Below are 23,577 nucleotides of genomic sequence, written 5' to 3'. Positions count from 1 at the left end.
CAAGGTGCGCCGTACTCGTGAATCCCAAGCCCGACCCGAGGTCCTGAGCATGGCTCCCGCTCAGGAAACGGTTGAATCGTCGGCATGACCAAGAGAGACGTCGCGGCCCTGTTCGGAAACCGCTTCCTGACCGAGCCCGCTCCCTCGGAGACCTTCCCCGAGGAGGGCATGACCGCGACGGACACCATGAGGCTGCTGGATGAGGACCTCGTCATGGAGGGGGACCCGCAGCGCAACCTCGCCACGTTCGTCACCACCTGGATGGAGCCGGAGGCGCAACGGATCATCGCCGAGAACCTCCACCGCAACTTCATCGACCACGCGGAGTACCCCATCTCCGCCGAGATCGAGCAGCGCTGCGTGCGCATGCTCGCCGACCTCTTCCACGCGCCGGGCAGGACCACCGGATGCCGGACCCAGGGCTCGTCCGAGGCGATCATGCTCGGCGCGCTGTCGCTGAAGTGGAAGTGGCGGGAGCGCCGCCAGGCGGCCAACCTGTCGGTCGACCGGCCCAACCTGGTCTTCGGCGGCGACGTCCACGTCGTGTGGGAGAAGTTCTGCCGCTACTTCGACGTCGAGCCGCGGATCGTGCCGCTTGCCGAGGACAAGTACACGATCGGCCCGGAGGACGTGGAGCCCCACATCGACGAGAACACGATCGGTGTCGTCGCCGTCGTCGGCACCACGTTCACCGGCCACAAGGACGACGTCGTCGGGATCGACAAGCTCCTGCGGGACGTCCGCAAGGAGCGGGACCTCGACATCCCGATCCACGTCGACGGCGCCAGCGGCGGCTTCGTGTGGCCCTTCCTCTATCCGGACTCGAAATGGGACTTCCGGCTCGAGCAGGTCCGCTCGATCAACGTATCGGGACACAAGTACGGCCTGGTCTACCCCGGCATCGGCTGGCTGGTCTTCCGCGAGGAGTCCGACCTGGCCAAGGACCTCGTGTTCTACGAGAACTACCTGGGCAAGACCGACGCGACGTTCACGCTGAACTTCTCGACCGGCGCGTCGATGGTGCTCGCCCAGTACTACAACTTCGTGCGGCTGGGTCGCCAGGGCTACACCTACGTCATGGAGACGATGCAGAAGAACGCCCGCGCGTTGGCGGACAACCTGCGGAGCAGCGGCCGCTTCGAAGTGATCGGCAGCGACCTTGAGCAGCTGCCGCTGGTCGCTTTCCGCCTCGCCGGCAAGCACGCCTACGACGAGTCCGACATCGCCTGGCAGCTCTCGGCCGAGCGCGGCTGGATGGTGCCGGCGTACACGCTCCCGCCCAACGCGGAGCGGGTGAAGATCCTGCGTGCCCTGGTCAAGGAGACCCTGAGCCGCCAGCAGATCGAGCGTCTGACCCAGGACATCGCCGACGCGTGCGACACCTTGGACCACAAGGGTGGGACCACCGAGGTCGAGCGGGCCCAGATCAAGCGCGGCACCGGTTACTAACGCCGGCAGCCGGCACCTTGGAGAGATCCAAGGGGCCTCTTGCGTTGTCCCGAAGCGGACGTCAACCGCCGTACCGTTTCGCCGACTCGTCCTCCTGGGCGAGGCGCCGCAATGCCAGCAGTGCCGGCTCCAGCAGCAGCGTCAGCAGCACCGCCCGCTCGGCCCGCTCCACCGTGTCGGCGGCGTCGTCCAGTTGGTCGAGGTCGAGGGTGGCGGTGCGCTGGGCGAGGGCGGCGTACGGGAGCAGGGAGCGCCAGTCGTAGTCCAGGCCGAGTGAGCGCAGGGTCTCCAGGGTCTCGGCGACGATCTGTTTGGCCGGCGCGTGGGGCGAGACGTCCCAGCCCATTTCCGACAGCAGGGCGTCCGCGTCGGCGACGCCCGGGCGGTCCTCTGCCTCTTCGGACTCATCGGAGTCGGTCGGGGTGACCGGCCTGGCGCCGAGAACGAGGCCGAGGACCTGGTGGGTGTCCGCCTCGTGTTCGGAGACGGCGCTCAGGACGTCACGTGTGGCGCTGATCGACAGCCCCCGGATGCCGATGAGCGCCCGGATCAGCCGCAGGCGGCGCAGGTGCGAGTCTCCGTAGTCGGCCTGGGTGGCTGCCGTCGGCCGGCCGGGGGGCAGCAGGCCTTCGCGGAGGTAGTGCTTGATCGTCGTGATCGGTACCCCGCTGCGGCGGCTCAGTTCGGAAATGCGCACCTGTACTCGCTCTCGGGTAGCAATTGGAGAGTGTGACTCTCTAATATGAATAGTGCCACTTCCTATGAAGGCGAGGAGTACGGTGCCGACACTTCCCTGGGTCACTCCGAACCCGGCTCCGCCCCACACTCAGGCTTACGTCATGGCCTCCCGCTTCGAGGTGCTAACCCTCAGGGACGTGCCCCGCTTCTTCTGGAAGTCGCTCGCTGCGTGGAAGCAGGTGCGCGCCGCGCCGGGAGCCCTGGGTGCGTCCCTCGTCGCCCGGCCGATGAAGCGCGTCTTCTGCACACTGTCCGCGTGGGAGAGCCGGGACGCTCTGTACGCGTACGCGAGGACCGAGCCGCATCGCGGCGGGCGACGCCTTGACCAGCAGCGACGGGCCGACGCCGCCGAGGGCGGTGACGTTGCGGTCTGACGAGGACCGTACGCACCACAATGGGCATCCCCGCCCACGATTGGGGTGCCCAGTGCGCCAGCTCGCGATCATCGAGGCCCCATCGGTCCTCGGGCTGCGGCCCACCGGCGTGGAGGGCATGGCCGCGGCCCTGCTCGGGGCCGGGTTGGCGGACGGCCTTGGGGCCATGGCGGGCGGGCGCGTTGACGCACCTGCGTACGACCCGAGGCGCGACCCCGGCTCCGGGGTGCTCAACCCGGGTGGGATCGCGCAGTACTCCAGCAGGCTGGCGGACCGTGTCGGCCAGGTGATCGACCGCGGGCTCTTCCCTCTCGTCCTCGGCGGGGACTGCAGCATTCTGCTCGGCAACCTGCTCGCGCTGAGGCGGCGCGGACGTTACGGCCTGCTGTTCCTGGACGGGCACAGCGACTTCTACCAGCCGGACGCCGAGCCGACCGGGGAGGTGGCCTCGATGGAGCTCGCCCTGGCGACGGGGCGTGGGCCGCGGGTGCTCAGTGATCTGGGAGGGCTCGGGCCGCTCGTGCGGGACGAGGATGTCGTCGTTCTCGGGTTCCGGGACGCAGCCGAGTCGGCCGCGGCCGGGATGCAGCCGTTGCCGGACGCGTTGCATGCGGTCGACCTCGACGGGGTGCGGGCCGTGGGGGCCGCCGCGGCGGCGCGGCACGCGGTCGGGCGGCTCGGCGAGTACTGGGTGCACCTCGATGTCGATGTGCTGGACGACGCGGTCATGCCCGCGGTCGACTACCGGCTGCCCGGTGGGCTGAGCTGGACCGAGTTGGAGAGCGTGCTGCGGACCGCCCTTGCCGACGAGCGGGCCGTCGGCCTCGATGTCACGATCTTCAATCCCCGACTCGACCCCGACGGGAGCATCGCCGCTCGGCTGATCGAGTGTCTGCGCCGCGGTCTTGCGGCGCGGACAGGTGGCGGCTGAGGCAGCCGGCGCCAAGCAACGGCAGCCGGCGCTTCGCGGCAACCGGGCACAAGGCCGCGACCGCTGTCCGTGGGCTCGGGTAACCTCCCCGTTTTCGGCCGGAGGTGTGTGTATGGCATGGCGGTGCGCGGGGCTCAGCTGGCCGCAGGGGGCGCGGATGCCCGTACTCCGTTGGGAGGGCGGCCCGGTCAGTCCGCTGACCGGCGGGAAGGAGCTGGGGTTCCGGGCCGAGGGTCCCCGGCGGTGTGTCGGGGCGCGCGGGAATGCCTGTCCGGCCGGGGCCGTCGTCGCCGGGCGGGGGACGCAGGCGCGGTGTGCCGAGTGCGCGCGGCTGGACCGGGCGCATTCGGTGGCCGCCGACACCATCGCCGACGACCCCAGGACGTACCGCGTCTATCTCGCCTGGTTCGGTCCTGCGATGGTCAAGGTCGGCATCACCGCCGAGCAGCGCGGGCCCGCGCGGCTCCTCGAGCAGGGGGCCGTTGCCTTCAGCTGGGTGGGGCGCGGTCCGTTGATGGCCGCGCGGCGGACGGAGGAGCTGCTGCGCAGTGCGCTGGGGGTGCCGGACCGGATTCCGTACGCCGACAAGCGCGCCGTGCGGACCGCCCTGCCGGGCGCGGCGGAACGGGCCGCCGAGCTGTCGGAGCTGCACCGGCGCGCGACCGGGCTCGCCGGGTGGGCCGAGTCGCTGGAGCGGCTGGAGTTCGAGGCCGTCGACCACGGGGAGATGTTCGGGCTCGACGGGCTGCCGCCCGCGACCGGCGTGGTGCGCGAGCTGGTGGACGGCGGGGTGGTCGCGGGGCGGCTGCTGGCCGCCGCCGGGCCCGATCTGCATCTGCGGACCGCCGGGGAGCGGCTCGTCGTCCTCGATACGCGGCTGATGACCGGGTGGGCCCTGGTCGGCGCGGACTCGGCGGCGGGGGTGACGGTGCCCGTTGTCGGACTCCGCACCGGCCCCGACTCCGTGCAGGACGGGCTCTTCTGACCGGCGCCGACCCGATGGTCAAGTCTTGGATCCCGTTCGGATCCCTTACGGCAATGAGGGTGGACACCCGCCTGACCGGGACCGGAAGGTGGGCGTCATGAGTATCGAGAGCATCAAGCCTGTCGCCGCACATGAACCGCCCTATTACACCGTCGTCTTCACCTCGGTTCTGACCGAGCGGCCCGACGGATACGCCGAGACCGCCGAGGTGATGAAGGAACTCGTGAAGGACGTGCCCGGCTTCCTCGGATACGAGTCCGCCCGCACCCCCGGCGGACTCGGCATCACCGTCGGCTACTTCAGGGACGAGGAAGCCATAGCCACCTGGCAGCGGAACCTCGATCACCAGGCCGCGCAGAAGCGCGGACGCACCGAGTGGTACGACAGCTACACCGTCCATGTGGGCAGGGTCGAGCGGAGCTATGGCTTTGAGCGAGGCTGAGGACGTCAAGAGGTTCTGGAGTCGGCTCGGACTGCCCGGGCTCGTCGACATACACACCCACTTCATGCCCGAGCAGGTCCTGAAGAAGGTCTGGGCCTACTTCGACGCGGTCGGGCCGCTGACCGGCATGGAGTGGCCGATCACCTACCGGCACGAGGAAGAACAACGGGTCGCTCTGCTGAGGGAGTTCGGGGTGCGTGCCTTCACCTCGATGCTCTATCCGCACAAGGCGGGCATGGCTGCCTGGCTGTGCGGCTGGGCGGCGGACTTCGCCGCGCGGACGCCCGAGTGTCTGCACACCGCGACCCTCTTCCCCGAGGAGGGCGTGGACCGGTACGTACGAACGGCTCTTGAGAGCGGGGCGCGGGTCTTCAAGGCGCACCTCCAAGTCGGGGCGTACGACCCGAATGACGCGCTGCTCGATCCCGTGTGGGGGCTGCTCGCCGAGGCTCGTGTCCCGGTGGTGATGCACTGCGGGTCCGGGCCCGTGCCCGGCAAGCACACCGGGCCCGAGCCGGTGGGGCGGCTGCTCGCGCGGCATCCGCGACTGCGCCTCGTCGTCGCGCACATGGGCATGCCGGAGTACACCGACTTCCTGGAACTGGCGCAGTCCTACGACGGTGTGATGCTGGATACGACAATGGCCTTCACCGATTTCAGCGAGCGCTTCAGCCCCTTCCCGAAGGGGGAGCGGGCACGGCTGCTGGAGGTGCAGGACCGGGTGCTGCTCGGAACGGACTTCCCGAACATCCCGTATCCGTACGCCCATCAACTTCAGGCGCTGGAGCGGCTGGAGCTGGGAGACGAGTGGCTGCGCGCGGTCTGCCACGACAACGGCGCACGGCTGTTCGCGCTCCCCGTCCCTTAGCTCTTTCTCAGGGAATTCACAGGAAAGTGCAAGGAGCCTCTCAGGGCGGGGTCGCAAGGTGACCAGCATGACCACGACCTCGCCCCAGGGGCGTACCGAAATGCTCAGGCCGGACGGCAGCCCCGTCCGGGTGCTCGTCGTGGACGACGAGGCGGCGTTGAGCGAGCTGCTGTCGATGGCCCTGCGCTACGAGGGCTGGGAGGTGCGCAGCGCCGGGGACGGGGCGGGCGCGGTGCGTTCCGCGCGCGACTTCCGGCCCGACGCCGTGGTGCTCGATGTGATGCTGCCCGACATGGACGGGCTCGCCGTGCTGGGGCGGCTGCGGCGCGAGCTGCCCGAGGTGCCGGTGCTCTTCCTCACCGCCCGGGACGCCGTCGAGGACCGGATCGCCGGGCTGACGGCGGGCGGCGACGACTATGTCACCAAGCCGTTCTCGCTGGAGGAGGTCGTGGCCAGGCTGCGCGGGCTGATCCGGCGTTCCGGGGCCGCGACCGTACGCAGTGAATCCCTGCTGGCCGTGGGGGACTTGACCCTCGACGAGGACAGCCACGAGGTCAGTCGGGCCGGCCAGTCCATCCATCTGACGGCGACCGAGTTCGAGCTGCTGCGCTTTTTGATGCGCAATCCGCGCCGGGTGCTCAGCAAGGCGCAGATCCTCGACCGGGTCTGGTCGTACGACTTCGGCGGCCAGGCCAATGTCGTCGAGCTGTATGTCTCGTATCTGCGGAAGAAGATCGACGCGGGGCGGGCGCCGATGATCCACACCCGGCGCGGGGCCGGCTATCTGATCAAGCCCGGTGAATAGGTGAGCAGGGGACGACGGCGCAGATGGTCGCTGCGGACCCGGCTCGTGGTCTCCGCGGTGACACTGATCGCGGTGGTCGCGGCGGTGATCGGGACGGTCACCACGGTCGCGCTGCGCGGCTCGCTGTACGACCGGCTGGACAGCGAGCTCGCGAGTGTGGCCAGGCGGGCGGCGGGACCCGCCCCCGGCACGCTGAAGCCGCCCGGCACCGGGTTCGTCCTCATGGAGGGGGGCCCGCTGGACTTCGTGGTCCGGGGCGGGCAGCAGATCGGCACCATCGGCGCGGTGGTCGGTCCTGACGGCGAGGTCACGGAAGCCGCGGTCAGTAACGAGCCGCAGGAGAGCACACCCAAGCCGTCGGCGAGCCCCTTGAGCAAGGCGCAGATCGACGCGCTGGAGGATGTGCCGCGCGACCGGGACCCGCACAGCGTCGAACTGCCGGGCGGGCTCGGCGACTACCGCGTCGAGTACGCGGAAGGAATGCACGGCTCGTTCCTCGTCGGCATCCCGGCCAAGTCGGTCCAGGACACGGTCGGCACTCTCGTCGTGGTCGAGCTGTGCGTCACCGGCGCCGGGCTCGTTGCCGTCGGCCTGGCCGGTGCCGCGATGATCGGTGTTGCGCTGCGGCCGCTGCGGCGGGTCGCCGCGACCGCGACACGCGTCTCCGAACTGCCGCTGCACAGCGGCGAAGTGGCCCTGCACGAGCGGGTCCCGGACGCCGAAGCCGATCCGCAGACCGAAGTCGGGCAGGTCGGCGCGGCGCTCAACCGGATGCTGGGTCACGTCGGTTCGGCGCTCACCGCGCGGCAGGAGAGCGAGACTCGGGTACGGCAGTTCGTCGCGGACGCCAGCCATGAGCTGCGTACGCCACTGGCGTCGATCCGCGGATACGCCGAGCTGACCCGGCGCGGCCGCGAGCATGTCGGCGCGGACACCCGGCACGCCCTGGGGCGGATCGAGGCCGAGGCGACCCGGATGACGGGCCTGGTGGAGGATCTGCTGCTGCTTGCGCGCCTCGACGCCGGACGCCCGCTCTCGTACGAGAGCACTGATCTCTCCCCGCTGGTCGTGGACGCTCTCAGCGATGCCCGTGCGGCGGGGCAGGACCACACGTGGCGGCTCGAGCTGCCCGTCGAACCGGCGACGGTACTGGGCGACGGCGCCCGGCTCCATCAGGTGCTGGTCAATCTGCTGGCGAACGCCCGCACTCACACACCACCCGGGACGACCGTCACCGCGCGCGTGCGGTGCGGCGGCCCGGCGGTCGTGCTGGAGGTCGAGGACGACGGTCCGGGCGTCCCGCCCGAGCTCGTGCCGCACATCTTCGAACGGTTCGCGCGTGGCGACGCGTCCAGGTCCCGGCACGCCGGATCCACCGGTCTGGGGCTTGCGATCGTGCAGGCGGTGGTCTCGGCGCACGGCGGCACAGTGGGGGTACGGTCGGAGCCGGGGCGCACGGTCTTCGCCGTGCGTCTGCCCACAGCGCGGGCGCCCGGCTCGCGCGCCCCCTCGGCCCCGGTCGGCTCGTACGCGCACGACTCACAGACAGGCCACAGGCGCATCACACAGCTGTGACAGCGCGCCCCCCGAGTGTCGATGTCATGCGAACCGACACCCCAAGGGGGACCCTGCCGGCCCGGGAGCATCTGCTCGCCGACACGGCCGGCCTGCCCGTACTCGACGTGGTGATCCCGGTCTACAACGAGGAGGCCGACCTCGAGCGGTGTGTGCGCAGGCTGCACGACCACCTTGTGCGGACCTTCCCGTACGGCTTCCGGATCACCGTCGCGGACAACGCGAGCACCGACAGCACGCCCCAGGTGGCGAGCCGGCTCGCCCACTCGATCGCCGAGGTGGAGGCGTACCGGCTGGAGGAGAAGGGGCGGGGGCGGGCGCTGCGCACCGTCTGGTCGTACTCCGACGCTCCCGTACTCGCGTACATGGACGTGGATCTGTCCACCGACCTCAACGCACTGCTGCCGCTGGTCGCGCCGCTGATCTCGGGGCACTCGGATCTCGCGATCGGGTCCCGGCTCGCGCGCTCGTCGCGGGTGGTGCGTGGCGCGAAGCGGGAGTTCATCTCGCGGGCCTACAACCTGATTCTGCGCGGCTCGCTCGCCGCCCGGTTCTCCGACGCCCAGTGCGGGTTCAAGGCGATACGGCGCGACGTCGCCGAGCGCCTGCTGCCGATGGTCGAGGACACCGGCTGGTTCTTCGACACCGAGCTGCTGGTGCTTGCGGAACGCGCCGGGCTGCGCATCCACGAGGTGCCCGTGGACTGGGTCGACGACCCGGACTCGACCGTGCACATTGTGAGTACGGCGGCCGAGGACCTCAAGGGCGTGTGGCGGGTGGGGCGTGCGCTGGCGGTCGGCGCGCTGCCGCTGGACCGGCTGGCGCGACCCTTCGGGGACGATCCGCGCGACCGTCAGCTGACCGGGGTGCCGGGCGGACTCGCCCGCCAGCTGGTCGGTTTCTGCGTCGTCGGCGCGCTCTCCACGCTGGTCTATCTGCTGCTGTACTCGCTCTTCAGGGCCGGGGCCGGACCTCAAGTCGCCAATGCCGGCGCGCTGTTGCTGTCGGCGGTCGCCAACACGGCCGCGAACCGGCGGCTCACCTTCGGGGTACGGGGCCGGGACCGCGCCCTGCGCCATCAGGCCCAGGGCCTGGTCGTGTTCGGCATCGGTCTTGCGCTGACGAGCGGCTCGCTGGCGGCCCTGTCTGCGGCCGCCGGGAATCCGTCGCACGCCACCGAGCTGACGGTCCTGATCGCCGCGAACCTGGCGGCGACGGTGCTGCGGTTCCTGCTCTTCCGGGCCTGGGTCTTCCCCGACCGGCGCGACGACGAGCCCGCCGCGCCCAACGAGTCCGACGCCACCCACCTTCTTTACGACGTGAGGAACACCCGATGACCACGACTCTTCCGCACGACGGGCCCGCGGTGGCCCGGGCGGCGGGCCGGCCGCATGCCCGCTCCGGCGCCGGACCGCTTGCCCGCCTCTGGCGCGGGCGGGCCGACGACGCCCCCTGGGTGCGTCCCGTCTTCCTCGGCCTTCTGCTGGTCACGGTGCTGCTCTACCTCTACGACCTCAGCGCGTCCGGCTACGCCAACTCCTTCTACTCCGCCGCCGTACAGGCCGGCAGCGAGAGCTGGAAGGCCTTCTTCTTCGGCTCGTCCGACGCCGCGAACTCCATCACCGTCGACAAGCCCCCGGCCGCGCTCTGGCCGATGGCCCTGTCCGTACGGCTCTTCGGGCTCGGCTCCTGGCAGATCCTCGTCCCCGAGGTGCTGATGGGCGTCGCGACGGTGGCTGTGGTGTACGCGGCCGTACGCCGGCGCTTCACCCCCGCGGCGGGCCTGATCGCGGGCGCGGTGCTCGCGGTCACGCCCGTCGCCGCGCTGATGTTCCGCTTCAACAACCCGGACGCGCTGCTCACCCTGCTGATGACGGTGACGGTGTACTGCGTGCTGCGCGCCCTCGAAGGGGCACGTACGAAGTGGCTGCTCTGGGCGGGTGTGGCGATCGGCTTCGCGTTCCTGACGAAGACGCTGCAGGCGTTCCTGATTCTGCCGCCGCTGGCTCTGGTGTACGTGGTGTGCGCGCCGACGACGCTGCGGCGGCGGCTCGGTCAACTCGCCCTCGCCGGGCTGGCGGTGATCGTATCGGCCGGCTGGTGGGTGGCGGTCGTCGAGCTGTGGCCGGCGTCCTCGCGCCCGTACATCGGAGGCTCGCAGAACAACAGCTTCCTGGAGCTGACCTTCGGCTACAACGGCCTCGGCCGGATCAGCGGCAACGAGACCGGCAGCGTGGGAGGTGGCGGAGGCGGAGGCGGCCGTGGTGGCGGTGGCTGGGGCGAGACCGGCATCGACCGGATGTTCAGCTCCACCATCGGGGGCCAGATCTCCTGGCTGCTGCCCGCCGCGCTGCTGCTGCTTGTCGCGGGGCTCGTCGTCACCTGGCGCGCCAAGAGGACGGACACGGCCCGGGCGGCGTTCCTGGTCTGGGGCGGCTCGCTGCTGATCACCGCGGGGATCTTCAGCTTCATGGCGGGGATCTTCCACGAGTACTACACGGTGGCGCTGGCGCCGTACATCGCGGCGCTCGTCGGCATGGGTGCCACGGTGCTGTGGGAGGAGCGGACGAAACTGCTCGGCTCGGCGGCGCTGGGTGGCACGGTCGCGGTGACGGCGTACTGGTCGTACACACTCCTCGGCCGGAGCTCGGACTATCTGCCGTGGCTGAGGTGGGCGGTGCTGATCGGCGGTCTGGCGGCCGCGGTCGGGCTGCTGTTCGCGGGTCGGGTCGGGCGTCAACTGGCGCTGGGAGCAGCGGCGTTGGGTATCGCCGCTTCGCTGGCCGGGCCGGTGGCGTACTCCCTCACCACGGTGAGCGAGGCGCACGCGGGGTCGATCGTGACGGCGGGACCGGCGTCGATGCGCGGCGGTCCGGGCGGTGGCGGTATGCGCTTCGGTCCGGGTGGTCCGGGTGGTCCGGGCGGTCCCGGGGGTATGGGCGCCCGGATGCTGCCGCCCGGCCAGCAGGGGCAGGGGCAGCAGCAGGGCCAGGGCCAGCAGGGCGGGCCCGGTGGCGGCATGGGCCAACCCCCGAACGGCGGGCAGCAGGGCCAGGGCCGCACAGGTCAGGGTGCTCCGGGTCAGGGTGCACCGGGCCAGGGCCAGCTGCCCGGTGGCTTCCCCGGCCAGGGCGAGCGCGGCATGGGCGGCGGTATGGGCGGCCTCCTCGGAGGCGCGAAGGTCAACGCCGAGGTCGAGGCCAAGCTGAAGCAGAACGCCGGCGACTACACGTGGGTCGCCGCGGCCATCGGCTCCCAGAACGCCGCCAGTTACCAGCTCGCCACCGAGAAGCCGGTGATGGCGATCGGCGGCTTCAACGGCAGCGACCCCTCCCCGACGCTCGCGCAGTTCAAGCAGTACGTGGCGGCCGGGAAGATCCACTACTTCATCGCGGGCGGCGGCCAGGGCGGCGGTCCCGGCGGCAACTCCAGCTCCTCCATCACCACATGGATCGAGGCGAACTTCACCAAGGTCACCGTGGACGGCACGACCCTCTACGACCTGACCGCGAAGAAATAGCCCTATACGGTGTATGGCATTTCCTTGTACGGTGTACGGCGAAATCCCGTACACCGTACAAGGAGCGTGTATGACGGCAACGACCGCCGAGCACCGCACGGCCCCCACGGGCCGCCATCCGCAGCGCTGGCTGATCCTCGGCGTCATCTGCCTCGCCCAGCTCACCGTGCTGCTCGACAACACCGTCCTCAGCGTTGCGATCCCCTCCCTCACCCGGGAGCTGGACGCATCGACCGCCGACATCCAGTGGATGATCAACGCGTACTCGCTGGTCCAGTCGGGGCTGCTGCTCACTGCGGGCAACGCGGCCGACCGCTACGGCCGCAGGAAGATGCTCATCTGCGGCCTCGCACTCTTCGGCCTGGGCTCACTCGCCGCGGGCCTCGCGCAGTCCGCGCCCCAGCTGATCGCCGCTCGCGCGGGCATGGGAGTCGGCGGCGCGCTGCTGATGACCACGACCCTCGCGGTCGTCGTGCAGATCTTCGACGACGCGGAACGGGTCAAGGCGATCGGCCTCTGGTCCACCGTCAACTCCCTCGGCTTCGCGGCCGGTCCGCTGATCGGCGGGGTGATGCTCGACCGGTTCTGGTGGGGCGCGATCTTTCTGGTCAACATCCCGGTCGCGGCGATCGGGCTGTTCGCGGTCGTCGCGCTCGTGCCGGAGTCCAAAAACCCCCGGGGGGACCGTCCCGACCTGCTCGGTGCGCTGCTCTCCACGATCGGCATGACGGGGGTCGTGTACGCGATCATCTCCGGGCCCGAGCACGGCTGGACCTCCACCGAGGTGCTGGTCCCGGCGGCGGTCGGCGCCCTTGTCCTCGGGGGCTTTGTGCTCTGGGAGCTCCGTATCCCGTATCCGATGCTCGATATGCACTTCTTCCGCAACCAGCGTTTCATCGGGGCGGTCGCGGGCGCGATTCTCGTTGCGTTCGGCATGGGCGGCTCGCTCTTTCTGCTCACCCAGCACCTTCAGTTCGTCCTCGGCTACGGACCGCTGGACGCGGGTCTGCGTACGGCGCCGCTCGCGCTGACCGTCGTCGCCCTCAATCTGAGCGGCGTCGGGGCGCGGCTGGTGCCGAAGCTCGGCACGCCGGGGACCATCGCGGTCGGGATGACCCTGGTGGCCGCGGGCCTGGCGGCGATCGCTGTCCTCGGCGGGCGGCACGGGTACGGCGGGATGCTGCTCGGTCTTGTGGTGATGGGCGCGGGCGTGGCGCTCTCCATGCCGGCGATGGCCAACGCCATCATGAGCGCGATTCCGCCCGAGAAGGCGGGGGTGGGCGCGGGCGTGAACGGCACACTCGCCGAGTTCGGCAACGGTCTTGGCGTCGCCGTCCTGGGCGCGGTCCTGAACTCCCGCTTCGCCGCACTCGTGCCGGCAGTGGTGGGCGCAGCCTCGCTGCCCGCCGCGCTGGCGGCCGGGGACGGCCCTGCGGAACGCGTCCGCGTGTTTGACGCCTTCGCCTCGGGCCTTCAGACGAGTCAGCTGGTCGGCGCGGTGGCGGTGCTGGCCGGTGGCCTGCTGGCCGCGATGCTGCTGCGGCGGGCCGAGCGGGCAGACTCACCCAAGGCAGCGGCATAGCATCGGGACCGGGGGCGAGTTCGAGGAGGATGCGCGATGGTGAGTGCGGCCGACCGCGCGAAGGGTCCTGCGCGGACCAGTGTCTGGCTGGAGGGGAAGGCGGACCGGGAGCGGGGCCGTAAGTCGGGCCAGCCGGCCGGTCTGGACCGCGACAAGATCATCGACGCGACGGTACGGCTGCTGGACTCCGAGGGCGCGGCGAAGTTCTCGATGCGCCGCCTGGCCGCGGAGCTGAACGTCACCGCGATGTCGGTCTACTGGTACGTGGACACCAAGGACGACCTGCTGGAGCTTGCCCTCGACGCGGTCTTCGGGACGTTCCCGCTGCCGGACGTGAGCGCGGAGGGCGACTGGCGCGAGCAGCTGCGGGAACTGGCCACGGGATACCGGGATCTGCTGGTCCGCCACCCTTGGGTGTCGGCGCTGATCGGCACGTTCCTCAACATCGGCCCGCACTCGATGGCTTTCTCGACGGCGGTGCAGCAGGTCATGCGCAACACGGGCCTGCCGCCGCACGGCCAGATGGGTGGTCTTTCGGCGGTATTCCAGTTCGTGTACGGCTTCGGCACGATTGAGGGCCACTTCATTGCGCGGTGCGCGGCGGCGGGGATGAGCCAGGACGAGTACTTCCGCGAGGCGATGGGGACGATCAGCGAGCAGCCGGCCTTCGCGAAGAGCTTCGAGAGCGCGACGGAACTGATGGAGGCGCGGGGCGGGGACACGGTGGAGGAGATGAGGGAGCGGGACTTCAGCTTTGCGCTGGACCTGCTGGTGGCGGGGATCGAGTCGATGGTGGCGCGGTCGAAGGGGTAGCTGCGGTCCCCCACCCCGCCCTTTCCCGAAACCGGGGCTGTGCCCCGGACCCCCGCCGGGGGGAGGGACTCGCGGGGCTGACGCCCCGCGCCCCGAGAGCGCCAGCTCTGCGGCGCGAAACGTCCACGCCCCTGCGGCGCGAAGCTGCCGCTACCGGTGACGGTCAGCGGCTGACGCCCCGTTCCCGAAGGCGCCAGCTCCGCGGCGCGCGGTTCCGCTCCTCCGGCCGGACGAGACGTCCCACGGGCGCGAAGCTGCCCACTACCGGGGCGGGGTTCGCGGGGCTGACGCCCCGTTCCCGAAGGCGCCAGCTCCGCGGCGCGAAGCTGCCCGCTACCGGGGGCTTCCCCTCAGGGGTCTGGGGGCGCAGCCCCCAGTTACGGGATGGGGGTACCTCCCACGGCCGCCAGGCCGTAGGGGGAGGGCGGGTAGGGGAACAGACCCCCGCCTAGGACCCGCTCAGCCTCGCCGGGAAACCCCCCGTCGCCACCGGCCCCCACCTCTCCGGTGTCACACGGATGATCGACTTGCCCTGCTTCACCATCGCCTCCCGGTACTCGTCCCAGTCAGGATGCTCCCCGGAGATGTTCCGGAAGTACTCCACCAGCGGTTCCACCGAGTCCGGTGCGTCGACTACCTCCGCCGTGCCGTCGATCTGGACCCACGGGCCGTTCCAGTCGTCCGACAGGACGATCACGCTCACCCGCGGGTCCCGCTTCGCATTGCGGGTCTTCGCGCGCTCGGGGTAGGTCGAGACGACGATCCGCCCCGAGTCGTCGACCCCGCACGTCAGCGGGGACCCCTGCGGGGTTCCGTCGGAGCGGTGCGTGAGCAGGATCGCGCGGTGGCGGGGGCGCACGAACTCCAGCAACTGCTCCAGATCCACCGAGGTGTTGCTCGCGATGTTGGGTGCCATGCACCGCAGACTAGGGGAGTTCCCCCTGCACCGCCTGGACGCCGGCTCCGCCTTCGGCGTCGTGCCGATCGCAGAGATTTCCGCCCCCACCACCTGTGCAAAGAGCGGGGCGGCAGGCCGTCCCCTGCCCGCCGCCCCTTAGGGGGTGTCTTTCGGATCTTGCCGGGCTCGCGTGCCCTGGCACGGCACCTCGCTGCGTTGTCGTCAGTCGCCGATGCTCCGCATGGGCTCCTTCCTCCGCCTTGCGATGCACCACGCCAGACCCCGCTCACTGATCCGGCCTGGTCCAAAAGACACCCCCTATGCCCCGGCCGCCTCTCCGCTCGAAGCACGGCCGGGAGATCAACTACTCGCCGGGGTGGGCGAGTTGGTGGGCGAGTTCGATGTCGTGGCCGTCAACCCCGCCACCGGCCACGGTCAGCGCGCTCGCCACCGGCGGGTACCCGGTCGCGACGACCGTGTACTCCCCCGCGTCCAGGTCGGCGAAGGCGTACGCCCCGTCGTCCCCGGTCGTCGCGGACGCGAGCACGTTCCCCGCGGCGTCCACCAGGGTCACCCGGGCATCGGCCAGCGGCCGGAGTGCCGAGCCGCGGACGGTTCCCCGGACCAGCGCGCCCACCTGCAGGACCGCCTCGATACGGGTCTCGCCCCGGTCGCCGATCTCCACCGGCAGCGCCAGCGGCTGGAAGCCGACTGCTTTCACCGCGACGGTGACCGGCCCCGGCACCAGCTCGCCGAACGCGAACTCGCCGCCTTCCGCGCTCCTCCCGGTCGCCAGCACATCGCCGCGCACATCGGTCACGACGACCATCGCGCCCTCGACCGGCGCCTCGCCCTCGGCGGCACGCACGGTCCCGGCGAGACCGCTGGTGCCGCACAGGAGGATGTCGTGGGCAAGCGGCTCGGCGCCGACGACCACCGTGGACGCCTGCGGCTGGAAGCCGTCGGCGGAGGCGATCAGTACGTACGAACCCGCACCCGGCGCGTCCAGGGCGTAACTGCCGTCGGCCTGGGCGACCGAGAGGCCGAGCTGGCGTCCGGCCTGGGAGATGAGCGTGACCGCGGCCTGCGGCACCGCCGCGCCCTCGTTGCCGCGCACCACGCCGCGTACGACTGCCGCCGTGACCAAGGCCACCGGAGCCGCGGGAGTGTCAGCGGCTGTGGCGGCGGCCGCAGGGGCGGCTGCGGGGGCCTCAACAGCGGCGGCAGCAGGCTCCTCCGGCCGCGCGTGGCTCTTCAGCGCCACCTCCTTGATGAACAGCGTCACCAGGAACGCAAGCACCGCGAACGGCGCCGAGTACAGGAAGACATCGCCGACACCGTGCCCGTACGCGCCCTCCATCACCGTGCGGATCGGAGCCGGCAGCTTGTCCATGTCGGGGATGCCGCCGCCCGTGCCGCCGCGGCCCAGCGCCGCGCCCTGCGGGCCGAGTTCGGCGAGCCCGTCCTTGACGTAGTGGGTGACCCGGTTCGCCATGACCGCGCCCAGCGCCGAGACGCCGATCGCACCGCCCAGCGAACGGAAGAAGGTGACGACGGACGAGGCGGAGCCGAGGTCCTCCGCAGCGACCTGGTTCTGCGTGCACAGCACCAGGTTCTGCATCATCATGCCGAGGCCGAGACCCAGGACGGCCATGAAGACGGCGATGTGCCAGTACTCCGTGTCGTACCGGATGGTGCCGAGGAGCCCGAGGCCTGCCGTCACCAGCACGCCGCCGCTGACCAGCCAGGCCTTCCAGCGTCCCGTCTTGGTGATGATCTGGCCCGAGAGGGTCGACGAGACGAACAGGCCGCCGATCATCGGGATGGTCATGACGCCGGACATCGTGGGCGACTTGTCGCGCGCAAGCTGGAAGTACTGGCTGAAGAAGACTGTGCCCGCGAACATCGCGACGCCGACGAACAGCGAGGCCAGCGAGGCCAGCGTGATGGTGCGGTTGCGGAAGAGGCGCAGCGGGATGATCGGCTCGCTCGCCTTCGACTCGACGAGGAGGAAGAGCCCGCCGAGCGCGACCGCGCCGCCGACCATCGCGTACGTCTGCCAGGAGATCCACTCGTACTTGTCGCCCGCGAAGGTCACCCAGACCAGCAGCAGCGAGACCGCCGCGCTGATGAAGAACGCGCCTGCCCAGTCGACCTTGACCTGCCGCTTCACCACCGGGAGCTTCAGGGTCTTCTGCAGGACGAGCAGGGCGATGATCGCGAAGGGCACACCGACGTAGAAGCACCAGCGCCAGCCGAGCCAGTCGGTGTCGGTGATGACGCCGCCGAGCAGCGGGCCGCCGACCGTGGCGACGGCGAAGGTCGCACCCAGGTAGCCGCTGTACCGGCCGCGCTCACGCGGCGCGATCATCGCGGCCATGACGATCTGTGCGAGGGCGGTGAGACCGCCGACGCCGATGCCCTGGACGACACGGCAGGCGATGAGCATGCCGGTGCTCTGCGCGAGACCGGCCACCACCGAGCCGGCCACATAGATGATCAGGGCTATCTGGACCAGCAGCTTCTTGCTGAACAGGTCCGAGAGCTTGCCCCACAGCGGGGTGGTCGCGGTCATCGACAGCAGCGCCGCCGTGACCACCCAGGTGTAGGCGCTCTGCCCGCCGCCGAGGTCGGAGATGATCTGCGGCAGGGCGTTGGAGACGATCGTGGACGACAGGATGGCGACGAACATCCCGAGCAGCAGCCCGGACAACGCCTCCATGATCTGCCGGTGTGTCATCGGCGCGCCGCCGTCGGAGCCGTGACCGCCGCCCTGCTTGGCGTGGCCGCTGCCCTGCTTGGCGTGGCCGCCGCCGTGCTTGGCGTGGCCGCCCCGCACACCGGTTGGTATGGTCGTAGCCATTTACTTCCTTTCCAGCGTTTCAGCACACGGGTGTACGGGAGTACGACTCATCGTGATGGCGCGCCCTGCAGTCTCCGAAGGAGTCGCGCAGGCGCGCCAGCATCGCGATGAGCTGCCCGACGTCGTCGTCGGACCAGTCGCCGAGATTGCGGGCGAACATGTCGGCGGTTCGCTGGGCGAGTTCGTCGACCATGTCCAGCCCCGCAGGGGTGAGCCGCAGGATGCGGGAGCGCCTGTCTCCCGGGTCGGGGAGCCGTTCGATCCAGCCGCGCTCGGCGACGTGGGCGACATGCCGGCTGGTCACCGACATGTCGACGGCCAGGAGCTCGGCGAGCCGGCTCATCCGCATCTCACCGTGCCGGTCCAGCAGGGTGAGTACGGCGGCCGAACCGGACGGGCACTCGCCGGGAAGGATCCGCGCGAGGCCGCGCTTCACGGCGCCGAGGGCGCTGAGCTGACGGGCCAGTTCCGCGTACTGACTCTGTGCGGCCATGGCCGTCCCTCCCGGCATCTTGTTGCTTAGGGCAACCATAGAAGCTGTTGGTTGCTACAGGCAAACGAAATGGCGCTCCCGGTGGTAAAGGAACACCAAAGGCTTCGCCCGCCGCCGCTCATGGTCATGGAGGGTGTGTGTCTGCTACCCGCCCGGGGTTGGGCCTCGACCGAGGGTTCGCTAGGGTCCTGCCCCATGGCACACAACCCCCACGCTCCCCAAGGTCAGGGCCCCGAGGGCAACTACGACCCGGCGGGCAGCACCCAGATGTTCCGGGCCTTCGTCGACGAGGGCGCGCCGCAGGGCCGCCGGGCGGCGGCGCCGGCCCCTCAGTCCTCTTCGCGCGTCGGACTGATCGTCGGCGTGATCGCGGCCGTCCTGATCCTCGGCGCGGTGGCCTGGCTGGCCCTCGGCTAGGTCATTCGTCCCTCGGCCGGGTCATTCGACCCCGTCCGGGTCATTTCCATACGGCGGTGACGTCCTGGGTGTCGATGTGCATGCCCAGCGGCACCCGCCAGGCGTCCACGCACACGGTGTACGCCTGCTTGCGTACGGCCTTCGGCGCGATCGGCGCGGGCAGCGGCTGAGTCGACTCGATGGTCGCCCAGTCGATCCCGAGCGGGCCGATGATGTGCGTCGCGAAGGTGACGGTTCCCGACGTCACGGGCGAGCCGCCGGTGTTGCGGAACTCCACGGTCACCTTCTCGCACCAGCGTTTGTCCAGGGCGGTGCGGACGGGCTCGCCCAGCGTGAGTACGGCAGGTGTGGCGGGGGGCGGGGCAGGGCTCGGGGTTGGTGTGGAGGGGGTGCCGGGCGACGTGGGCCCGCCGGAACCTGAGCCGCCGGAGCCGCCCGACTCCCCGCCGGTGCCGGAGCCTGAGTTGCCCGTACCGTCCGAGGTGCCCCCTGTGCCACCCTGCGCTCCCGTACCGCCTGAGGACCCACCCGAGCCGGCGCCTGGTACGCCGGGCAGTCCCGGTCCGCTCGCGCCGCCACCGACCGGCTTCCCGGGCTCCGCGGGCGGCTTGCCCGCCGGGCTGCCGGTCGCGGTGACACCGTCCAGCGGTACGAGTACGACCCTGCCCTTCGGCGGCACGGCCGCGGTGGGCGCCTCATCGGGCCCGGATCCGGCCGCCCCGACCGCCACATAGCCGTCGCCACCCCCGCTCCCGCACGCGGTCAGCGCCCCGCCGAGGCAGAGCGCGACCGCGGCGAGAGCGGTGCTCCGACGTCGTCGCATCGCGCCAGTGTGTCTGACGCACCGTCAATAAGGAACCCTGCGGAGGGGTACGCCCTTCGGGGCACGTTCCCAAATCGCCGGACCGGCCTGATGCACAGGCCCGTCCGGCGGTCGAGGACAAGGAGATCGGTCAGTCGCCGATCAGGCCCTCCCGCAGCTGCGCGAGCGTACGGGTCAGCAGTCGCGAGACATGCATCTGTGAGATGCCGACCTCCTCGCCGATCTGCGACTGGGTCATGTTCGCGAAGAACCGCAGCATGATGATCTGCCGCTCGCGGGGCGGGAGTTTGGCCAGCAGGGGCTTGAGCGACTCGCGGTACTCCACGCCCTCCAGCGCCGAGTCCTCGTACCCCAGCCGGTCCGCCAACGAGCCCTCGCCGCCGTCGTCCTCGGGCGAGGGCGAGTCCAGCGAGGAGGCGGTGTAGGCATTGCCGACGGCGAGACCGTCGACCACGTCCTCCTCCGACACCCCGAGCACCGCGGCGAGTTCGGGCACGGTCGGGGAGCGGTCCAGCTTCTGTGCCAGCTCGTCGCTTGCCTTGGTGAGCGCGAGCCGCAGCTCCTGGAGCCGGCGCGGCACCCGTACCGACCACGAGGTGTCGCGGAAGAAGCGCTTGATCTCGCCGACGACCGTCGGCATCGCGAACGTCGGGAATTCCACGCCGCGTTCGCAGTCGAACCGGTCGATCGCCTTGATCAGGCCGATGGTGCCGACCTGGACGATGTCCTCCATCGGTTCGTTGCGGCTGCGGAAGCGGGCCGCGGCGTACCGCACCAGGGGCAGATTGAGCTCGATCAGTGTGTCGCGCACATAGGTGCGCTCCGGAGTGTCGCCCGTGCCCGCTTCGTTCTCTGCGTCCAGTGCGCGAAGCCGCAGGAACAGGGAGCGGGACAGAGTGCGCGTGTCGATGGCTTCCGAGCTGTCAGGCACGACGGGTGCGGGTGCGCTCTTGGCGAGCGTGAGCACTTTCGAGCTGCCCTGTTCTACGGACATGCCACCCCCTTGAGGTCGCGGACGGTCGCAACGGCCACGACCATCGGAGGAACGCAGCCTCCACCTGAATACCGGAGGCGGAGCTGCGGCAAACGCGGTTCCCGCAGAATGTCACATGTCGGCAACACGCTGTAGTGACATGTCGACAAGTATCCGGCAAAACTATGCAGGAAACAGGGGGTGTACGGCTTTTGGGCAGCCCGAAGCGGCCCCGAAACGGTCTACCCGTTTCAGCTACGCCTCGATCCTGTTTGCGGATCTGAGTCGGGCAAAACTTCTGGCAAGCAGCCTTGACACATGCATCTGGGAGACACCGAGCTCCTGGCTGATCTGTGACTGCGTCAGATTGCTGTAGTAGCGCAGCATCAGAATCCGCTGCTCCCGCTCGGGCAGCTGTACGAGGAGATGACGTACGAGGTCGCGGTGCTCGACGCCCGCCAGTGCGGGGTCCTCGTAACCGAGCCGGTCGAGCAGTCCGGGCAGCCCGTCGCCCTCCTGGGCAGCCTCCAGCGAGGTCGCGTGGTACGAGCGCCCGGCCTCGATGCAGGCCAGCACCTCGTCCTCACCGATCTTCAGCCGGTCGGCGATCTCGGCGGTCGTGGGCGTGCGCCCGTGAGCCGTCGTCAGATCCTCGGTGGCGCCGTTCACCTGGACCCATAGCTCGTGCAACCGCCGCGGCACATGCACGGTCCGTACGTTGTCGCGGAAGTACCGCTTGATCTCGCCCACGACCGTGGGCATCGCAAAGGTCGGAAACTGCACCCCGCGGTCCGGGTCGAAGCGGTCGATCGCGTTGATGAGCCCGATGGTGCCGACCTGGACGACGTCCTCCATCGGTTCGTTGCGGCTGCGGAAGCGGGCGGCCGCGTACCGCACCAGCGGCAGATTGGCCTCGATCAGCGCCCCGCGCACCCGGGAGTGTTCCGGGGTGCCCGGCTCGAGATCCTTGAGCTCGCCGAAGAGCACCTGGGTCAGTGCCCGGGTGTCTGCGCCCCTGGTCTGCGGTTTTCCGGCGGCCGGAGGGTCGTCCGGCCGCTCGTTCTGGGGTGGCACCTGAGGCGCAGTACTGGCCGGCACGGTCACGCCACCCCTTTGCGGTCAACAACGGTCCACTCATTCGTCAAAAGCGGTCATAGCATCACAAGACATGTCCACTGTGTGCAAGCACCCGATAACACCGTGTTGAGGGCAAGTTGGCATTTAAACCAGAAAAGGCCCCCCGCCGTGATGGCGAGAGGCCCGGGGAGCGCGGGGCTCAGAACTCGTAGTCGGCGATCACCCACGTGGCGAACTCGCGCCACTGTCCGGCGGCCGCCTGATGGGCCGGATGCTCGATGTACCGCTTCAGCGCATCGCGGTCGGCGACCGCGGAGTTGATCGCGAAGTCATAGGCGATCGGCCGGTCGGTGATGTTCCAGGCGCACTCCCAGAACTCCAGCTCGGGCACCTGCCCGTCCAGCTCCTGGAAAGCCTTCGCACCCGCGACCACACGGGGCTCGTCGCGCTCGACGCCCTCATTGAGCCTGAAGAGGACCAGATGGCGGATCAAGGGGACTCCTAATTGACGAGCTCGGTCATGAACTCTCCGACGCTCTGCGCTGCGCTCGAAATGCCCTCGAACCCTATCTGGACCAGGTCGGCAGCCTTGGCCGGGGACGTGATGATCGTGTACAGCACGAAGACGACAACAACATAGAGAGCGATCTTCTTCGTTTGCACCATCAGCCCCTGCCTCCCCTGTGACCCCTTTGGCCCCCTGGCCGTGCGTCGCGTGAGTCTAACCGAGCCCTATCGGACCAAGGACAGGGTCATCGGGCCTTTTGCCGCCCGGGCCGCGGTGTCCGTACGCGCGGCACCGCGGTGTCCGTACGCGCGGCACCGCGGTGTCCGTACGCGCGGCACGTCGAAGGGCCCCGACGCGATGCGCCGGGGCCCTTCGACGAGAGCGGTAGCTGACCTCGCCTGCGTACGCCCGTGAACGTCGACGGACTGGGGTGAACGAGACGGAAAGTGAGACGGAGCGCCGCGACCGGGCACTACCCATTGGCCTGTGAGAGCCATTGCGCCAGGCGGCGGCCTCAATCGCCCTCGATTCCCGGCATACCGCCCTCGGACTCGTCGCTCTCGTACACGCGAGCCGAGCGGTCGGCCTGTGCGAGCCGCCGCAGCGACGCGAACAGCGTGTCCCCGAGCACCGTGCCCACGACCACGCTCTCCACCAGGTCGTCAAGACCGGCCCGGCCCGCGACATAGGCGAGATCCGCCCGCGCGACCTGCTCCGCGGCGTCCGCGTAAGCCTCCAGCACCTGGGAGAAGGCCCCGTGGCCGACCCTCTCCAGCGCGGCGAGCGCTGCCGCCAGGGCCTCCGCAGCGGGGAAGTCCCCGTCGACCAGCCAGCCGCGTCGGGCGATCAGCTCGCGCACCTCGTGCCGTGCCGCGTCCAGTTCGGCGTCCGCTTCCTCGTCCGCGTACTTCGGGACGATCAGGGCGGTCGCCACCCCGAGGACCTTGTGCACGGACTTGCCCGGGTCGTCCACCGCCGCCAGGACATCCGCGATCGCGGCCACCTTCAGTCCGCCCACATCCAGCAGCGCGCGGATCAGCCGCAGTCTGCGCTCGTGCGCATCGTCGTAGGTCGCCTGGTTCGGGCTCGTCAGCCGGCCGGGCGGGAGCAGCCCTTCCCGTACGTAGTACTTGATCGTCGGCACCGGTACCCCGGTCCTGCGGCTCATTTCGCCAATGCGCACTGCCCGTTCACCCTTCCGCCTCTTGCCAAGGTCCCCTCTATCGTTGATAGTTTAACTATCGGATAGTGGATAGTGTCGCTATCCATGCACGGGAGACGCTCGTCCCGCTGCGGGAAGCGGACTTTCCCGCAGTACGGCGACCGGCACGAGGCGACTGGCCGCTTCGCCGACGAGCACCTCTGTGGCGCCTGCTACCGGACCCTCACGCCGGAGGACCAGGAGCGCGCCTTCGAGCACGAGCAGCCGGAGCTCACCAGCGA

General features: G+C 70.2%; 22 protein-coding genes and 1 pseudogene. 13 read left to right on the top strand and 10 right to left on the bottom strand.

All coding sequences use genetic code 11. The features are described 5' to 3' along the window. The first annotated feature begins 84 nt into the window (after positions 1–84). The gene (locus ACI2LP_RS15435; protein WP_404725029.1) at positions 85–1,449 is read left to right on the top strand and encodes a glutamate decarboxylase; all 1,365 of its coding nucleotides are present in this window, start codon (positions 85–87) and stop codon (positions 1,447–1,449) included. A gap of 61 nt (positions 1,450–1,510) precedes the next feature. Here ACI2LP_RS15435 and ACI2LP_RS15430 read toward each other — a convergent pair whose 3' ends face one another. Next, positions 1,511–2,146, bottom strand: coding sequence for a MerR family transcriptional regulator (locus tag ACI2LP_RS15430; RefSeq protein ID WP_404725028.1), 636 nt, complete (start codon positions 2,144–2,146; stop codon positions 1,511–1,513). Positions 2,147–2,228: 82 nt separating this feature from the next. Between ACI2LP_RS15430 and ACI2LP_RS15425 the strand changes: the two are divergent. The 11 genes and pseudogenes from ACI2LP_RS15425 to ACI2LP_RS15375 form a co-directional block, all read left to right on the top strand. Further along, positions 2,229–2,495: pseudogene (locus ACI2LP_RS15425) on the top strand (DUF3291 domain-containing protein); the annotation flags it as partial. A 118-nt stretch (positions 2,496–2,613) separates the two neighbouring features. Beyond that, positions 2,614–3,492, top strand: coding sequence for an arginase family protein (locus tag ACI2LP_RS15420; RefSeq protein ID WP_404725027.1), 879 nt, complete (start codon positions 2,614–2,616; stop codon positions 3,490–3,492). Positions 3,493–3,604: 112 nt separating this feature from the next. Beyond that, positions 3,605–4,477, top strand: coding sequence for a DUF2797 domain-containing protein (locus ACI2LP_RS15415; protein WP_404725026.1), 873 nt, complete (start codon positions 3,605–3,607; stop codon positions 4,475–4,477). A gap of 97 nt (positions 4,478–4,574) precedes the next feature. Then, a complete protein-coding gene (locus tag ACI2LP_RS15410; RefSeq protein WP_404725025.1) occupies positions 4,575–4,919 on the top strand; it encodes an antibiotic biosynthesis monooxygenase family protein in 345 nt (114 codons plus the stop codon). Further along, positions 4,876–5,787 carry an amidohydrolase family protein gene (locus tag ACI2LP_RS15405; protein WP_404725024.1) on the top strand — a complete coding sequence of 304 codons (912 nt, stop codon included), beginning with the start codon at positions 4,876–4,878 and terminating at the stop codon, positions 5,785–5,787. The genes ACI2LP_RS15410 and ACI2LP_RS15405 overlap by 44 nt, the downstream gene beginning before the upstream one ends. 67 nt (positions 5,788–5,854) lie before the next feature. Next, positions 5,855–6,592 (top strand): response regulator transcription factor, encoded by a 738-nt coding sequence (locus ACI2LP_RS15400; protein WP_360872964.1) that lies wholly within the window; start codon positions 5,855–5,857, stop codon positions 6,590–6,592. Continuing rightward, positions 6,593–8,167 carry a sensor histidine kinase gene (locus ACI2LP_RS15395; RefSeq protein ID WP_404725023.1) on the top strand — a complete coding sequence of 525 codons (1,575 nt, stop codon included), beginning with the start codon at positions 6,593–6,595 and terminating at the stop codon, positions 8,165–8,167. 26 nt (positions 8,168–8,193) lie between these two features. Further along, positions 8,194–9,504, top strand: coding sequence for a glycosyltransferase (locus tag ACI2LP_RS15390; protein WP_404725022.1), 1,311 nt, complete (start codon positions 8,194–8,196; stop codon positions 9,502–9,504). Next, a complete protein-coding gene (locus ACI2LP_RS15385) occupies positions 9,501–11,687 on the top strand; it encodes an ArnT family glycosyltransferase (RefSeq protein WP_404725021.1) in 2,187 nt (728 codons plus the stop codon). The genes ACI2LP_RS15390 and ACI2LP_RS15385 overlap by 4 nt, the downstream gene beginning before the upstream one ends. 70 nt (positions 11,688–11,757) lie before the next feature. Then, positions 11,758–13,269, top strand: a complete 1,512-nt coding sequence (locus ACI2LP_RS15380; RefSeq protein ID WP_404725020.1) for an MFS transporter — start codon at positions 11,758–11,760, stop codon at positions 13,267–13,269. A 36-nt stretch (positions 13,270–13,305) separates the two neighbouring features. Then, positions 13,306–14,082: a TetR/AcrR family transcriptional regulator gene (locus tag ACI2LP_RS15375; RefSeq protein ID WP_404725019.1), complete on the top strand. Its 777-nt coding sequence runs from the start codon at positions 13,306–13,308 to the stop codon at positions 14,080–14,082. Positions 14,083–14,530: 448 nt separating this feature from the next. Here the strand turns inward: ACI2LP_RS15375 and ACI2LP_RS15370 are convergent, their stop codons facing one another. The 3 genes from ACI2LP_RS15370 to ACI2LP_RS15360 all read right to left on the bottom strand — a co-directional run bounded on the left by ACI2LP_RS15370 (position 14,531) and on the right by ACI2LP_RS15360 (position 18,336). Continuing rightward, positions 14,531–14,998 carry a PPOX class F420-dependent oxidoreductase gene (locus ACI2LP_RS15370; protein WP_404725018.1) on the bottom strand — a complete coding sequence of 156 codons (468 nt, stop codon included), beginning with the start codon at positions 14,996–14,998 and terminating at the stop codon, positions 14,531–14,533. 346 nt (positions 14,999–15,344) lie between these two features. Next, positions 15,345–17,843 (bottom strand): MFS transporter, encoded by a 2,499-nt coding sequence (locus tag ACI2LP_RS15365; protein ID WP_404725017.1) that lies wholly within the window; start codon positions 17,841–17,843, stop codon positions 15,345–15,347. Between the two features lie 19 nt (positions 17,844–17,862). Beyond that, positions 17,863–18,336 (bottom strand): MarR family winged helix-turn-helix transcriptional regulator, encoded by a 474-nt coding sequence (locus ACI2LP_RS15360; RefSeq protein ID WP_404725016.1) that lies wholly within the window; start codon positions 18,334–18,336, stop codon positions 17,863–17,865. Between the two features lie 195 nt (positions 18,337–18,531). Here ACI2LP_RS15360 and ACI2LP_RS15355 point away from each other — a divergent pair, with 195 nt between their 5' ends. After that, on the top strand, positions 18,532–18,753 hold the full coding sequence (locus ACI2LP_RS15355) for a hypothetical protein (protein ID WP_404725015.1): 222 nt from the start codon (positions 18,532–18,534) through the stop codon (positions 18,751–18,753). A 40-nt stretch (positions 18,754–18,793) separates the two neighbouring features. Here ACI2LP_RS15355 and ACI2LP_RS15350 read toward each other — a convergent pair whose 3' ends face one another. The 6 genes from ACI2LP_RS15350 to ACI2LP_RS15325 form a co-directional block, all read right to left on the bottom strand. Continuing rightward, complete coding sequence (locus tag ACI2LP_RS15350; protein ID WP_404725014.1) at positions 18,794–19,576, bottom strand: hypothetical protein; 783 nt, start codon at positions 19,574–19,576, stop codon at positions 18,794–18,796. A 130-nt stretch (positions 19,577–19,706) separates the two neighbouring features. Further along, complete coding sequence (locus tag ACI2LP_RS15345) at positions 19,707–20,570, bottom strand: RNA polymerase sigma factor SigF (protein ID WP_404725013.1); 864 nt, start codon at positions 20,568–20,570, stop codon at positions 19,707–19,709. A 234-nt stretch (positions 20,571–20,804) separates the two neighbouring features. After that, on the bottom strand, positions 20,805–21,647 hold the full coding sequence (locus tag ACI2LP_RS15340) for an RNA polymerase sigma factor SigF (RefSeq protein ID WP_404725012.1): 843 nt from the start codon (positions 21,645–21,647) through the stop codon (positions 20,805–20,807). 178 nt (positions 21,648–21,825) lie between these two features. Next, complete coding sequence (locus ACI2LP_RS15335; protein WP_404725011.1) at positions 21,826–22,119, bottom strand: Dabb family protein; 294 nt, start codon at positions 22,117–22,119, stop codon at positions 21,826–21,828. An 8-nt stretch (positions 22,120–22,127) separates the two neighbouring features. Beyond that, complete coding sequence (locus ACI2LP_RS15330; RefSeq protein ID WP_215092471.1) at positions 22,128–22,292, bottom strand: hypothetical protein; 165 nt, start codon at positions 22,290–22,292, stop codon at positions 22,128–22,130. A 356-nt stretch (positions 22,293–22,648) separates the two neighbouring features. Further along, a complete protein-coding gene (locus tag ACI2LP_RS15325) occupies positions 22,649–23,317 on the bottom strand; it encodes a MerR family transcriptional regulator (protein WP_404725010.1) in 669 nt (222 codons plus the stop codon). Positions 23,318–23,577: the final 260 nt, after the last annotated feature.

The sequence above is a fragment of the Streptomyces sp. NPDC019890 genome (assembly GCF_044903445.1).
Lineage (GTDB): Bacteria > Actinomycetota > Actinomycetes > Streptomycetales > Streptomycetaceae > Streptomyces.
Note: the sequence above shows the minus strand (reverse complement) of the source record. Positions and strands in the feature narration are given on the sequence as shown.